The 13580-nt window shown below is 62.6% G+C and carries 13 protein-coding genes; 8 read left to right on the plus strand and 5 right to left on the minus strand.

Annotated elements, in window-relative coordinates:
• Positions 1–31 precede the first annotated feature (31 nt).
• From FXN63_RS27240 to FXN63_RS01140, 6 genes are all read left to right on the plus strand, one after another.
• Positions 32–718 (plus strand): SPOR domain-containing protein, encoded by a 687-nt coding sequence (locus FXN63_RS27240; protein ID WP_148812032.1) that lies wholly within the window; start codon positions 32–34, stop codon positions 716–718.
• Positions 719–889: 171 nt separating this feature from the next.
• Positions 890–1552, plus strand: coding sequence for a thiol:disulfide interchange protein DsbA/DsbL (locus FXN63_RS01120; protein ID WP_148812034.1), 663 nt, complete (start codon positions 890–892; stop codon positions 1550–1552).
• Positions 1553–1559: 7 nt separating this feature from the next.
• Complete coding sequence (locus tag FXN63_RS01125) at positions 1560–2324, plus strand: SDR family oxidoreductase (protein ID WP_148812037.1); 765 nt, start codon at positions 1560–1562, stop codon at positions 2322–2324.
• Between the two features lie 64 nt (positions 2325–2388).
• On the plus strand, positions 2389–2586 hold the full coding sequence (locus FXN63_RS01130) for a hypothetical protein (protein ID WP_148812039.1): 198 nt from the start codon (positions 2389–2391) through the stop codon (positions 2584–2586).
• Entirely contained in the window at positions 2583–3098 is a 516-nt protein-coding gene (locus FXN63_RS01135; protein WP_148812041.1) for a hypothetical protein, read from the plus strand. The genes FXN63_RS01130 and FXN63_RS01135 overlap by 4 nt, the downstream gene beginning before the upstream one ends.
• Positions 3099–3124: 26 nt before the next feature.
• A complete protein-coding gene (locus tag FXN63_RS01140; protein ID WP_148812043.1) occupies positions 3125–4252 on the plus strand; it encodes a hypothetical protein in 1128 nt (375 codons plus the stop codon).
• A gap of 61 nt (positions 4253–4313) precedes the next feature.
• Here the strand turns inward: FXN63_RS01140 and FXN63_RS01145 are convergent, their stop codons facing one another.
• Complete coding sequence (locus FXN63_RS01145) at positions 4314–5135, minus strand: TetR/AcrR family transcriptional regulator (RefSeq protein WP_148812044.1); 822 nt, start codon at positions 5133–5135, stop codon at positions 4314–4316.
• 267 nt (positions 5136–5402) lie between these two features.
• Between FXN63_RS01145 and FXN63_RS01150 the strand changes: the two genes are divergently transcribed.
• Positions 5403–6341, plus strand: coding sequence for an SDR family oxidoreductase (locus FXN63_RS01150; RefSeq protein ID WP_148812046.1), 939 nt, complete (start codon positions 5403–5405; stop codon positions 6339–6341).
• Between the two features lie 30 nt (positions 6342–6371).
• Positions 6372–8054: an acyl-CoA synthetase gene (locus FXN63_RS01155; RefSeq protein ID WP_148812048.1), complete on the plus strand. Its 1683-nt coding sequence runs from the start codon at positions 6372–6374 to the stop codon at positions 8052–8054.
• A gap of 57 nt (positions 8055–8111) precedes the next feature.
• Here FXN63_RS01155 and argE read toward each other — a convergent pair whose 3' ends face one another.
• The 4 genes from argE to FXN63_RS01175 all read right to left on the minus strand — a co-directional run bounded on the left by argE (position 8112) and on the right by FXN63_RS01175 (position 13565).
• Positions 8112–9290 carry an acetylornithine deacetylase gene (gene argE, locus FXN63_RS01160; RefSeq protein WP_148812050.1) on the minus strand — a complete coding sequence of 393 codons (1179 nt, stop codon included), beginning with the start codon at positions 9288–9290 and terminating at the stop codon, positions 8112–8114.
• Between the two features lie 135 nt (positions 9291–9425).
• Positions 9426–11801, minus strand: coding sequence for a CehA/McbA family metallohydrolase domain-containing protein (locus FXN63_RS01165; RefSeq protein ID WP_148812052.1), 2376 nt, complete (start codon positions 11799–11801; stop codon positions 9426–9428).
• Between the two features lie 44 nt (positions 11802–11845).
• Positions 11846–12589 carry an ABC transporter permease gene (locus FXN63_RS01170; RefSeq protein ID WP_246164996.1) on the minus strand — a complete coding sequence of 248 codons (744 nt, stop codon included), beginning with the start codon at positions 12587–12589 and terminating at the stop codon, positions 11846–11848.
• Positions 12590–12602: 13 nt separating this feature from the next.
• The gene (locus tag FXN63_RS01175) at positions 12603–13565 is read right to left on the minus strand and encodes an ABC transporter substrate-binding protein (protein ID WP_246164997.1); all 963 of its coding nucleotides are present in this window, start codon (positions 13563–13565) and stop codon (positions 12603–12605) included.
• Positions 13566–13580 lie beyond the last annotated feature (15 nt).

The raw sequence follows: 13580 nt of genomic DNA on the forward strand, positions 1-13580 counted from the left end.
CGGCAAGCACGTTTTTTTGTACAAGGCAGGCATGAGTCCTTTGGCATCCACTTCTTCATTCGCGCGCACGCAGCGTGGTGGCACCCTGTTCGGCGCGATTGGCGGACTGCTGATCGGCTTGGTGGTCGCGGTGCTGGTCGCCATCTACGTGACCCGTGCACCGGTTCCGTTCGTCAATCGTGGCCTGGGCAAAGCGCCCGACCCGACGGTGATCGATCCGAGCAAGGCACCCGATCCGAACCGTGGCATGTACAGCGGTCGCGATGCACCGGCAGGCACCGCCCCGACGGTGACTCCTGGGACGCCCGCCACGGAAGGTGTGGGCACGCCTGCGCCGATCCCGGGTGCCCCGGCTCCGACCACGCCGACACCGATTCCGGTGCCTGGTACCGGCGTGTCGCCGCCTGTCATCCCTGGCTTCAATTCGCCTGCAACCCCGGCCCCGACGCCGGTTGCGCCGCCGACGGCACCCGCTGACGATGGAAGCACTTACTATCTGCAGGTGGGTGCATTCCGTGGTGTCGAGGAAGCGGAAACCTTCAAGGCGCGCTTGGCGCTGATGGGCTTCGAGGCCTTCGTGGCGTCGGCGCAGGTTAACCAGAACACCTTGTACCGGGTGCGCCTGGGCCCGTTCCGTCGCCTTGACGATATGAACCGTGCCCGTGCCCGTCTGGCAGAAAGCAAGATCGAAGCGTCGGTGATCAAGACGCGTCAGTGATCGACGCTGTCATGGTGTGCCGGTAATGTGGAACGCGCGCCGGGCAAACGCAGCACAAATGTGCAAGGCGCTTGCCCGGCGCGGAACTTCCCGCCTGGGGAGTGGGTCGGAGAACCTGTCCGGCTACACCTGCCGTTTTACTTTTCTTAAATTTATTCAGGGATGTTCATAATGGGTCGTCCGCTTTTCACCCGGGTTCTGTTTGGTCTGTCGTTTGCCGCAGCCGCTTTTGTCGCCGTTGCACCCGCTGCCCAAGCCCAGGGTACGGCACCGCGTCCGGGCACCGAGTTCCGCCTGATCGATCCGCCGCAGCCTGCTGACGATCCGTCGAAGATCGAAGTGGTCGAGTTCTTCTGGTACGCATGCCCGCATTGCAACGCCTTCGAGCCGGAACTGGTCGAGTGGGCGAAGAAGCTGCCTTCGGATGTGGTCTTCAAGCGTGTGCCGGTGCAGTTCAATGCCGGTTTCGAGCCGCAGCAACGCCTGTTCTACACGCTGGAAGCCATGGGCAAGATCGACGCCCTGCACGGCAAGGTGTTCCAGGCCATCCACACGCAGCGCCAACAGCTGAACACGGCTGACCGCATCACCACCTGGGCCGAGCAGCAAGGTCTGGATGCCAAGGCATTCGGCGACGCCTACAAGTCCTTCGGTGTGCAATCCAAAGTGCAGCGCGCCACCAAGATGATGACGTCCTACGGCGTGGACGGCGTGCCGATGCTGGCCATCGGTGGTCGTTACGTCACCAGCCCGTCGCAGGCTGGCAGCGGCACCCGTGCCCTGCAGGTTGCCGACTTCCTGATCGAGCAAGCCCGCAAGTCGAAGGGAAAATAAGCTTCGCATGATTGTCTTCATCACCGGCGCCAACAGCGGGATCGGCATGGCCCTCGCACGCGAATATGCGCGGCGGGGCGCGACACTGGGCCTGCTTGCGCGCCGGGGTGAGGCGCTTGAAGCGTTGGCCACCGAGCTAGGTGGCGGCGCACACCGGGTGTACTCAGTAGATGTGCGTGACCGTGCGGCCTTGCATGCGGCGGCGGCCGACTTCATCGCCACCACGGGTTGTCCGGACATCGTGATTGCCAATGCCGGCATCTCGGTGGGTAATCTGACCAGCGAGGTGGACGATTTCGAGGACACACGTGCGGTCTTCGAGATCAACGTACTGGGCCTGATTGCCAGCTTCGAGCCGTTCATCGGCCCGATGCGGCACATGGGCGGCGGTCAACTCGTTGGCATTGCCAGCGTAGCAGGCGTGCGCGGCTTGCCAGGAGCAGGTGCTTACTCTGCGTCCAAGGCAGCGGTGGCAACTTACTGCGAAAGCCTTCGCAACGAAGTGCGCCGCGACAAGATTTATGTCACGACCCTGTCGCCCGGTTATATCCGCACGCCGCTGACTGCCGGCAATCCGTACCGCATGCCTTTCCTGCTTGACCCGGCCGTGTTCGCGCAGCGGGCGGCGGTGGCAATCGAACGGCGGGTGCGCAGCACTGTGATTCCTTGGCAGATGGGTATTGTGGCGTGGTTCCTGCGCCGGGTGCCTGATCGCCTGTTCGACCTGTTTGCCGAAAACGGGCCGCGCAAACCGCGGCGGGTCGAACGCTGAGCCAGCTACCCGCTTCCACTAATCCGGGCGCATGTGTGCGTCGGGGTGTTGAGCGGGCCTTCTGATGGCTATTTTCCTGCTGCTGTGGCTGTTGTCGCTCGTCGCGCTGATCGTGCTGTGCGTCAAGGGGCTGCGGCTGGCCTTTCGCCCAGCTGCGCGTGCCGAGGCATGCCGGCGCTGGCTGATGACGGTCAGTCGGTGCGGCTGGAGGAATGCCGGGCAGCAAAAGGCAATCTGCTCGACGGTCATCCCATTCCAGTGAACAGCACGATCACCGCAACCGGCCCCCGCCAGTTGGATGGTCGCTGGCGTGTCAGCGCACCCCGCGAGGAAATGGTCGTGTTGCGGGGCGTTCCCGTGTTCAAGACCAGTTTCCTGCTCGATGACGCGCGGCGGCTCAGTTTCGTGGAACACGGCGAACTGGCCTGCCGCTTGAGCCTGGGTGACTTTGTCTACCCGGCGGGCACCGAGATCGAAAGCGCAGACGGCGACTGGCGCACGCGCGCGCCGGATGCCTGGATGTTCATCACTACCGCGAATCGGCAGGCATTGCGTAAGAGCGAGGCCGTTGCGGGCGGCGACTGGGTAGTACAGTCTCTGGATGGCAGGCTGCACGACGTCATTCCGGCTGCCCAGACACGCAGGCCGTTCGCGCGTTTCAAAACCGAAGGTGTGCGCGAGCCGCGACCGCCGTCCCCGGAAGCGTCTTGTGGTGAGATGATGTCGTCTATGCCCGCCACGACGCTTGCGCCGCAGGTACCCACTTTGCAGTAGGCCATCTTTTTGAGCCGGTTCTATCCATGACGTCCTTTGCCTCCAATGATGTGTTGGCGCTGCGCGACCTGATCGTGCTGATTTCCGGTCTTGGCCTGGTGGTATTGGGAATCTGGATGTGGCGGCTGATATCCCGGCCGGTCACCCGTCAGCAGCCGCGCGACCGGCGTCTGCACACCATGATCGTGCTGGGCATGCTGGCGTTTGCGTCGGCGCCCATCATCTTCCTGGCGTTCAATTTCTCGCGATTGCAGCCCACATCCTTCGCCACCGAAGAACCCACGCGAACGGTGCTGAACGCGCCTACGCGCGTCGGTGGCATCGACATGCCCAGCGGCACGCGGCTTCAGCTTGAGCGCGAAGAACAGCTCGACTCATTCAGCTCGGCGGTCTTTACCAGCCCGGTTCAGGCCTACGGTGTGCCGGCCATGCGCATCAACCGCCAACTGCGCGTGACCCAGCGCGATGGTGACGAAGTCCACGAACCCACGGGTGCCTACGTGACCGTGGCCGGTGACCAGACCGTGGACGGGTGGACGTGCACCTCTGGTGCCGTGGAAGGTCGTCGTCGCCCCACCTTGCATTTCCAGCTTGCGCGCGATGGCAGCGCACGTGCCTTCGAAGGGTGTCTGACAGCGGCCGGCAATCTGGTGGACGGCCACGCATTGCCGCTGGGCAGCGACATCGGTGCCGCCAAATACCCCGACCGGCCGGCGATCCGCTGGCGCGTCAGTCCGGGCGATGACAAGCTGTTCACGGTGCGGGGCATCCCGGTCTACAACGCCACCTTGTTGGTCGATGCCAAGCGCCAGGTAGTGGGCGTGCAGCACGCACAACTGGCGTGCCGATTGACCTTGGGACCGGTGACTTATGCCCCCGGCACGGAAATCGAAAGCGCCGACGGCGACTGGCGTAAGCGCTTCCCCGATGCCTGGTTCTTCAAGACCTCATCGACCCGCCTGGCCACGCAGGTGGGTGGCGACATCACGCCCGGTGCCTGGGTGGTGCAATCGCCCGACGGCGTCCTGCGCGGCACCATGGCGGCACGCGGCGACGCGCGCACCCTGGGGCGTGACAAGTCCACCCGCACGCCGGGGTTTGCTGCACCGGCGCAGGATGAACCTTGCCCATTTGTGCCTGCGGCGCAAAGCTGACGCGGATGTGCAGCGGGTCTGTAGTCAGGCGATGGTCTGAGGCCGTTTGATCTATGGCCGTTCAGGCAGGCTGCGTCGCGACGGGATCGTCTGGCAACACAGATGCCGCCTTCACCCTCGCCAAGGCCCCACTCACTTCGCTGTGAAAGCGCATCAGCGCCAGCGTATCCAGCGCAGGCGGCTGCACGGTCTGCCATAACAGCCGCATGATCTGATCGGCCGTGACATCGATATCGACCGCCTCATTGCGGCGAATGGCTCCCCACAACACGTGTTCCATCGGCCCGTAGATCATGGCGCGCAGCAGCCGCAGCGGCACATCGTCGCGGATTTCACCGCACTCGCGTGCCTCGGCCAGCACGGCCATCACGGGGGCGGTGTAGCGGCGTTGCAGCGCTGAAAACGTCTCGCCAAGTTCGTCGTTGCGTGCCCGTCCTTCAGCCAGGATCAGCGCGCACAGTCCGGTGCCGTCGACCAGCAGATGGCGCAGGTGGCTGTGCACCACGAAGTGCAGCTTGGCGTAGGTGCCGGACAAGGCAGGCAGCTTGCTTTCGATATCGACAATTATCTCGTCGTACCAGTCGCTCAGTACCCGCACGCAGAGTTCGCGTTTGCCCCGGAAATAGGTGAACACGGTTGCCTCGGATACCCCAAGGCGCTGCGCAATATCGGTAGTGGTGGCGCGCTCGAACCCGTGCTCTGAGAACACCGCCCGCGCGACCCGAAGAATGTCCTTGATGCGCTGTTCCGACTTGGCGCTGGCAGGCGCGCGCCTGACCCGCACGACCGTAGTGTCAGCGGATTGCGCATCAGCAGACTGCACATCAACAAGCGGCGCAGAAACAGGCGATAGATCGGTGGGTGAATGAGCGGTCTTGGCCATGAAAGCACTCCGAAGCGATGCGCCATGCTACCAGCGTCATGGCTAGCCCTCATATTGTTGAGCCTGAATCAATTTCCCGGAATTTGATGAATCATAGGTTAGGGTTTATCAATATGTCCGATCAATTGACATTAAATTGAGTATTACTCAATATTTCTACCAGGCTCGAAGTCGGACTCGCCAGCCATCCTGCATTCGCAGGGCCTGTACACGGCGACACCGCATTCACCACCCAAAAGGAGTCCTGCTGTGCCGCATGGAAATGACATGGTGCCCCCACACGCGGATAGCCCTGCAAGCGCAGGCAGCGCTTCAGATGCAGACACCACATCGCGTTATCGCTCTGCCTTCCGTCCCGGCCTGTTTGACGGGCGAGTGGTGGTAGTGACCGGCGGCGGCAGCGGTCTGGGCCGCTGCACCGCGCACGAATTGGTGTCGCTGGGCGCACAAGTGGTGCTGGTGGGCCGCAAGACCGACAAGCTGGTGGCGGTGCAAGACGAACTCAGCCGCATCTACCCGGACCAGGCGCACACGCTGCGCCACCATGCGGTCGATATCCGTGACGAAGCCGGTGTGCGTGCAACGGTTGCCGCAATACTGGCAGACGTCGGACGCATCGATGGTTTGTTCAACTGCGCAGGCGGACAGTTTGCCGCGCCGCTGGACAAGATATCGGCCAACGGCTGGGAGGCAGTGGTACGCACCAACCTGCTGGGCACTTTCCTGATGGCGCGCGAGTGTTTTACCCAATGGATGTCTGCGCACGGGGGTGCGATCGTCAACATGCTGGCCGACATCTGGGGCGGCATGCCAGGCATGGGGCACTCGGGCGCAGCGCGTGCCGGGGTATGGAACTTCACGGAAACGGCTGCGTGTGAATGGGCCTACGCAGGGGTGCGGGTCAATGCGGTGGCACCGGGGTGGATTGCATCGCACGGCATGGACAGCTACGACCCGTCCTACCAGGCCGTGTTGCGGGCGCTGAAAAAGAAGGTGCCCCTGCAACGCTTCGGCAATGAGGCCGAACTGGCCGCTGCGGTCACCTTCCTGTTGTCGGATGCCGCATCATTCATCAACGGCACAGTCATCCGGGTAGATGGCGGGGTGCCGAACGCCCGCCATTCGTGGGAGCTGGCCCCGGCCGAGCGCACCAGCAGCTTCGACGGCTTTCCTCTTTACCGCCCGCCTGCGGGCTTGCAAGAATAAGGACAGGATTCTGATGAGCAGGACGACAACATGCTGACGCCGACCGACGACTACGCTTCGCTGGCAAGCAGCTTTGCCTGGCAGGTGCCCACGCACTACAACATCGGTGTGGATGTCTGCGACAAGTGGGCCGACGGCAGCGGCCGCCTGGCGCTGATCTACGAACAGGCCGATGGCCACCAGACCCACTACACCTTTGACGACATCCGTGCGCTGTCGAACCGGCTGGCCAACAGCCTGACCGAACAAGGCGTGGTGGTGGGGGATCGCATCGGCATTCTGTTGCCGCAAGCGCCCGAGACGGCGGTGGCGCACGTGGCGGCCTACAAGCTGGGCGCGATTGCCGTGCCGCTCTTCACGCTGTTCGGCGTGGATGCGCTGGAATACCGCTTGGGCAATTGCGGGGCCACCGCCTTGGTGACCGATCGCGAAGGGGTCGAGAAAATCCGCCCGATCCGGCATCTGTTGCCGGCTTTGAAGACGGTGTATTGCGTGGATGTGGCGAGTTCTGCGGCTGTGCCGGCGCAGCCTGCCACCGGACAGATCGACGGCAGCGCGCACACGAACCTGTCTGCCGATGCAGTGCTCGATTTCCATGCTGAACTGGCCGCGTCTTCGCCAGCCTTCATTCCCCGCCAGACCCTGGCCGACGATCCGGCCGTGATCATCTACACCTCGGGCACCACCGGCAAACCCAAGGGCGCACTGCATGCACACCGGGTGCTGCTGGGCCACCTGCCGGGCGTGGAGATGTCGCACAACTTCTTCCCGCAAGATGCCGGGCTGATGTGGACGCCGGCCGACTGGGCGTGGATCGGCGGCTTGCTGGATGTGTTGATGCCGTCGTGGCATCACGGCATTCCGGTGCTGGCCCGACGCTTTGAAAAATTCGAGGCGTCGGCAGCCGTCGAGCTGATGGCGCGTCACAAGGTCACGCACACCTTCCTGCCGCCCACTGCCTTGAAACTCATGCGTGGCAAGGTCGATGAGTCGGTGCGGCCCGGCCTGTCATTGAAGTCGGTGGCCAGTGGTGGCGAATCGCTGGGCGAAGAACTGATCGACTGGGGACGTCGTGTGTTCGGCGTGACCATCAACGAGTTCTACGGCCAGACCGAATGCAACATGACCGTGTCCTCGTGCTCGGCCATGTTCGCGCCGCAGGTCGGTGCCATCGGCAAGGCCGTTCCCGGCCATGCGGTGGCCATCGTCGATGACAACGGTGTGCCGGTAGCAATCGGGGTCGAGGGCAACATCGGCGTGCGCTCGCCCGACCCGGTGATGTTCCTGGGCTACTGGAACAACCCCGAGGCCACGCGCGAAAAATTCGCGGGCGACTACCTGTTGACCGGTGACATGGGCACCTGCGACGAGGACGGCTTCATCCGCTTCGTGGGCCGCAATGACGACGTGATCACCAGCGCGGGTTATCGCATCGGCCCGGGTCCGATCGAGGACTGCCTGATCAGCCACCCGGCCGTGCGCATGGCGGTGGTGGTGGGCCGGCCGGATGACATCCGCACCGAGATCGTGAAGGCCTTCATCATCCTGCACGAAGGGGTGGTCGGTGACGATGCGTTGGTACGCGAAATCCAGGCGCATGTGCGCACACGCCTGGCTGCACACGAGTACCCGCGCGAAATCACCTTTGTCGACAGCCTGCCGATGACCGCCACCGGCAAGATCATTCGCCGGGAATTGCGTCAGTTGGGCTGATATCGGGTGATGCATCCTGGGGCGTGCATGTACCGCGACGCCCCAGGATGCCCCTGGTTATTTCAGCGCGAAACCCGGCTTCGCAATCTGCGCCAGCAAGTCCTGCATGAACTGATCGCAGCGTGCCAACTGATCCAGCTCGATGAACTCATCCGGCCGGTGCGCCTGTTCGATCGAACCCGGTCCGCAGACGATGGCCGGAATGTCGATTTCTTCGAACAAGCCGCCCTCGGTACCAAAGGACAGCGTGATGGTGTCCTTGAAACCGGTCAGCGCGCAGCAGAAGCTTTGCAGACCGTGGGCATTGCGGCCTTGTAGGCCGGGGTAGGCCGAGATCCGCTGGAAGTGCACGCCGCAGGCTGGGTCCACCACACGCATCTGCGGTTCCACGGTTTCGCGTGCGAAGGTGCTGACTTCATCGATCATCGACACCACGTCGTCCGTGGGCAGATACCGGATCTCGAAGTCGAATTCGCAGCGCTCGGGGATCACGTTGATCGCAATGCCACCCGACACCTTGCCCGTCTGGATCGTGGTGTAGGCCGGCTCGAACGCCGCATCGTGCGGGCCGTCATCACGCAGGCTGTTGGCCTTGTTGCGCAGGAAGGAAATCAGGTCGCAGGCGTATTCAATTGCGTTGACCCCCAGGTGGGTCAGCGCCGAATGTCCGGCGCGGCCTTCAACCACCACGCGATAGGCCTGCTTGCCCTTGTGTCCACGCGCCACGTGCATCAGCGTGGGTTCGCCAATGATCACGGCCAGCGGTTTCACCGGTTCGTTGGCCAAGGCCGCCAGCAAACCACGCACGCCCACGCAGCCGACTTCCTCGTCGTAGCTGAAGGCCAGGTGGATGGGCACGTCGCGCACACCCGCCACGAACGACGGCACGGCGGCCAGCACGCAGGCGATGAAGCCCTTCATGTCCGACGTGCCCCGGCCGAACACCTTGCCGTCGCGTTCCACCAGCGTATAGGGGTCGGCAGTCCACGGCTGGCCGGTGGTCGGGACCACATCGGTGTGGCCCGACAAACAGATGCCGGCCACACCCTTCGGGCCGATGGTCGCGTACAGGTTGGCCTTGGTGCCTTCGGTATTGAAGGTCAGGGCGCTTTCCACGCCATGCTGCGCCAGATAGGCCTCGATCCAGCGGATCAGATCCAGGTTGGATTTGCTGCTGGTGGTGTCGAAGGCGATCAGCTGGGCGAGCAGGTCGCGGGTGGAATACGTGGTGGGCATGATGGGGGCGGTGGCAGGCGAGTTCGTGGATGTAACGCAACTTCCTTCGGGCCGTTCTGCTTGATCGACATCGTCAGAAGGTGGGGTCTAATCATAAAGCGAACTTGCGGCGGCCATCCGCCTGGTCATCAGCCGCTATGCAGTCATGGTCAAAAACAGTGCCGAGGTCCATACGCGTGATTGATCGCGCTGACGCGCGCATATGAACAATGGATGTTCGCGATCCGCGCTCAGATGAAGGTCTTTGATACCGATCTGACCCGCCAATTCGCGTGGCAGGGCATGCGCGCTTATGCGTTCAAGAGACAGCTTCAGTTCTGCGCCCGGCAAGGCAATGACGCGTTGCCCCTCGGCCAGCAAGTCGTCACCGGCGACGGCAAGTTCGACGCTGGGCGCATGCACATAAGCTTCCGGCTGAGCGGGGTCCCCGACCTTCACATAGCTGTCGATGCGGCTGTGGATCTCGATGCTGGCCCCGGCCAACTGAGACAGCTCGATTTCAATGCTGTCCGTGTCGCCATTGGTGTCGGTGCGGAAGGCCAGGCTGGTGGCGTCCTGACGCCATACCGTCTGCTCGGGATGATCCAGACCGAGTGCGTCGAACTGTTTGATGACGACACCTGTCACCCGGATTTCGCCGGTCCAGTAGGCACCGCGATACCGGTCCTTGATGCGTGCGCCGCCCAGGCGCAGGCGAACACGCTGGCTGCTGAAGCCCAGTTCTTCGTGCAGGTTGCGTGACCAGATCAGGCGTTCGCCGTCGAACAGATCGACTTGTTCCCAACCGCTTTCCCCCAGCAGGCGGTAATCAAGCGTGGTCTCTGTCGTTGCGGTGAAAACTTCACCCATCACATGTTCGCCCGCTCGCAAGCTGGCGAATGAACGTTCTCCGGTGGTCGCAAAGGTGCGACGGGCGCGTAGTGCCTTGCCAACATTGGCACGGTCAAACCCCGACGACAGCACGCCTGTCAGTCCGCCGCGTGAGCCGAACACCGCCGTAGCCGGCACGCCGCCCCCACAGCGGCCCTGGTGCTCGTCGCTATTGGCGGCGGCACCCACGCGATAGCCGCGTTGCAAAGCTTCGGCATACACCCAATGGAATTGGCCCCACGCCGAGCCGACTTCGATCAGGCGTTCCAGGTCCGGGTGATGCCAGTCCAGATTGCAGCGACGGCCGCCCACGTGCGGCATCATCAAATGGCCTTCGGGATCTTTGGCATAGGCTGCATACAGTTCGTCCACCGGCCAGGCACCTGGTTTGATGGTCCCTGCGGTGAATTCGTTCCATTCGAAGGACCGCACCAGACGTCCCTGATTGTCGAATGGAAACTCCGGTTTTCGGTCGTGCAGGAACACCACGTTGCGGTCTCCACCTGCGCAGGAATTGCCACACCATTCCGTGCCCGGGTAGCAGACAAAGCGGCCGGGCTCGTTCAGCTCATGAATCAGCTCGACGGCCTGATCCCAGCGCGCTTCGGTGATGTTGAAATCGTTGGCGGTGTAACCCAGGATGTCCAAGCCAGCAACATCTCGGCCGTAGCTCAGGTTGTATAACGTGTCGTTGGTGCCTACCGTGTCGTCGGAGTGCACGTGCAGGTCTGCATAAAGCGGCCGCAACCCGGTGCCTTGTGGGTCTGCATTGACGAAGGCCTGTGCCGGTGCCACATCAAGATGATCGACATGGGCGCGCAGTTGCCATTCGCCGATTTTCTGAAGCCGCAGACCAGGCAGGCGCACGACTGCCCAGCCTTCGCTGGCAAGCGTGAAAGACAAGCTTTGCGATTCGCCATCCGGTCCCCGCAAATGCAGAGTGCCTGGCAGTGGCAACTGGCGGCAGGTGTTGCCCCAGACATCGTCCACACGCAGCAATACGTCGAACGCCTCATCGACGCTGATCAGTCGCGGCGCAATCAGCTGCAAGCGGCTGGGGGCACCCGGCACGATGTCCCACACCAGGTCGCCGGGTACTTCGGCAAATTTCGAACTGCCCAGCGGATCGATGAACAGGCGCAGTCGGAAATCCTTTTCGACGAAACTCTGTACACGCGTGCCCGCGCCGCCTTGGCGACGGTCGCCCAGACGAACGACAATGCGGTCGCCAGGGTTCAGGTAGCCATCGACGATGTCGATGATGATCGCCTTTTGAAAGGGGCGCTCGTGCCCTTTCTGGTCGAAGCGGACCTTCAGGTGCTGCACGGTGGCCTGGCTCTGGCCCGGGACCAGTTCACCTGCCTGATATTCGACGCTGACATAGTTGGCACCTGCCGGGTTGGAGGTCTGAAACAGCGCCCAGTCGGAATAGAACTTGAAGGCGAGCTTCAACCAGGCTCCATCGGCAAGGCCACTGGCACCCACTTCATAGGTCAGGGTGATCTCATCCCATTGCCCGGCGACCAAGGTCTGCCGGTTGCTCTGGATGCTTCCCAGAAACGGACGGGCTTTGTTGCGTTCGTAGAGGCCTTGCGGCGCGGTGTAATTACCGGCGTCGCGCGGATCGAAAGATGTGGTCAAGATGCACCTCGTGCAAAAGATCGGGTATGCGGTCGAGCGCAGGATCAGTCCGCGCGCCAAGCCTGGTAATGACGTTCAATGCGGCGAAACACCAGGCTTTCCATCAGCCAGGCCATCAGGCCGATCAGCGCAATGCCCAGCAGCACCTGGCTGCTGTTGCCGATCTGCCCGCCCATCGACACCATCCAGCCGATGCCTTGTGATGCGCCGATCATTTCTGCGGCCACCAGCGCCCGCCAGCCCTGACTGAAACCAATGCGCAGGGCAGCAGTCAGGAAAGGCAGCGAGGCCGGCAGATAGATGTGTGCCAGCAGTTGCCACGGGTTGGCTCCCAGCGTGCGCGCAGCACGTACCTCGCCGCCGCGAATGCTCTGTACGCCCTCTTGAATCGTGACAGCCATCGGAAACATGGCAGCGATGAAAATCACCAGCACGATCGAGAAGAATCCCAGGCCGAACACAATCATGATCAGCGGTGCCCACGCGATTGGGGGGATCGCCATGAACAGGCTGTTGAGCGGTGCGACGAAGTCACGGAATTGCCGTGACAGTCCGCCTGCCATTCCCAGCAAGACGGCCACCACTACCGCCGAGCAGAAGCCCGCCAGCTCTGCCAGCATGCTGGCGCGAAACTGTTTCCACAGCGACCCGTCGCCGATCCAGCGAACAGCTTCTTGCGCCACTGTCCACGGCTGCGGCAGCACGTAGCTGGGTACCTGCGAGGCCGCAACGATCCAGATCAGCAGCAGAAAGGGCAGGGAAGCCCAGCCCCAGGTCGGTTTCAACATTGGCATCACCTGTTCAGCGCGAGGCTTTTTCCAGGTAGGACGTATCCACCAAGTCGGCAATTGCCGGTTTGCCATTCATGAAACCCAGATCGGTTGAATAGTTCATCAGGCGTTCGATGAATTCAATGTCCTTGGCCCGCAGTTCGGTAGACCAGCCAAGGCGCGTTCGCGCCTGCGCAACGATGTCCACCGGATTGATGGTCTTGCCGTCCGCCCCTTGCACCGCTTCGAGCTTGAATGCCTCGGCGATGATGCGGTTGGATTCCTCTGGATGCTGATTCAGGAAGTCCACTGCCTTGCGGTGCGCGCGCAGCAGTTTCACGACATCGTCGGGACGTTCCTGCAAGGTCTTGGGCAGACCGATCACCACATACCAGGGGTATTGCGGCAATGCCTGATTGATGTCGAGCAGCACGCGGCTGTTGCCGCGCAACAAGGCTTGACTGACAAAAGGCTCCCAGGTGAATGCCGCATCGACAATGCCCTTGTCCAAGGCGGCATTCATGTTGCCCGGGGGCATGTCGATGATGTTCACGTCTTTGTCGGGATTGAGGTTGGCGTTTTCCTTCAGCACATAACCGCGCAGCAGCACGTCCATGCCGCTGCCTTTCTTTACGCCGGCGAGCTTCTTGTCTTTCAGATCGACCAGTGTCTGGACCGGACTTTGTTTGCCGACGATGACCGCCGCCTGTCCGTAATTCACCTTGGCCAGAATGGTGCTCTTCAGGCCACGCGTGTACCACTGGTAGACGGGTGGGGTGCCCACGTAGGCCACGTCGAGTTCGCCCGCAGCCAGTGCCTGCTGGATCACCGGGCCATCACCCAGCGCACGCAGGTCGACCTCCAGGCCTTCCTGTTTGTAGAACCCTTGTTTGTCGGCGATCAGCGCCGGGGCATTGGCCATGGCAAAGACATATCCGACGCGCAACGGTCGGTCAGCGGCCCAGGCGTTGCCGGTCAAAGTCAGGGCAAGCATGGAAGCTGCCAGGAG

Source organism: Pigmentiphaga aceris (genome assembly GCF_008119665.1).
In the GTDB taxonomy this organism is placed as follows: domain Bacteria; phylum Pseudomonadota; class Gammaproteobacteria; order Burkholderiales; family Burkholderiaceae_B; genus Pigmentiphaga; species Pigmentiphaga aceris.

What these genes read in the sequence shown, in the direction of transcription:
- FXN63_RS27240 (WP_148812032.1), top strand. Translation starts at nt 32, where the DNA reads ATGAGTCCTTTGGCATCCACTTCTTCATTCGCGCGCACGCAGCGTGGT.
- FXN63_RS01120 (WP_148812034.1), top strand. Translation starts at nt 890, where the DNA reads ATGGGTCGTCCGCTTTTCACCCGGGTTCTGTTTGGTCTGTCGTTTGCC.
- FXN63_RS01125 (WP_148812037.1), top strand. Translation starts at nt 1,560, where the DNA reads ATGATTGTCTTCATCACCGGCGCCAACAGCGGGATCGGCATGGCCCTC.
- FXN63_RS01130 (WP_148812039.1), top strand. Translation starts at nt 2,389, where the DNA reads ATGGCTATTTTCCTGCTGCTGTGGCTGTTGTCGCTCGTCGCGCTGATC.
- FXN63_RS01140 (WP_148812043.1), top strand. Translation starts at nt 3,125, where the DNA reads ATGACGTCCTTTGCCTCCAATGATGTGTTGGCGCTGCGCGACCTGATC.
- FXN63_RS01145 (WP_148812044.1), bottom strand. Translation starts at nt 5,135, where the DNA reads ATGGCCAAGACCGCTCATTCACCCACCGATCTATCGCCTGTTTCTGCG.
- FXN63_RS01150 (WP_148812046.1), top strand. Translation starts at nt 5,403, where the DNA reads ATGGTGCCCCCACACGCGGATAGCCCTGCAAGCGCAGGCAGCGCTTCA.
- FXN63_RS01155 (WP_148812048.1), top strand. Translation starts at nt 6,372, where the DNA reads ATGCTGACGCCGACCGACGACTACGCTTCGCTGGCAAGCAGCTTTGCC.
- argE (WP_148812050.1), bottom strand. Translation starts at nt 9,290, where the DNA reads ATGCCCACCACGTATTCCACCCGCGACCTGCTCGCCCAGCTGATCGCC.
- FXN63_RS01170 (WP_246164996.1), bottom strand. Translation starts at nt 12,589, where the DNA reads ATGTTGAAACCGACCTGGGGCTGGGCTTCCCTGCCCTTTCTGCTGCTG.
- FXN63_RS01175 (WP_246164997.1), bottom strand. Translation starts at nt 13,565, where the DNA reads ATGCTTGCCCTGACTTTGACCGGCAACGCCTGGGCCGCTGACCGACCG.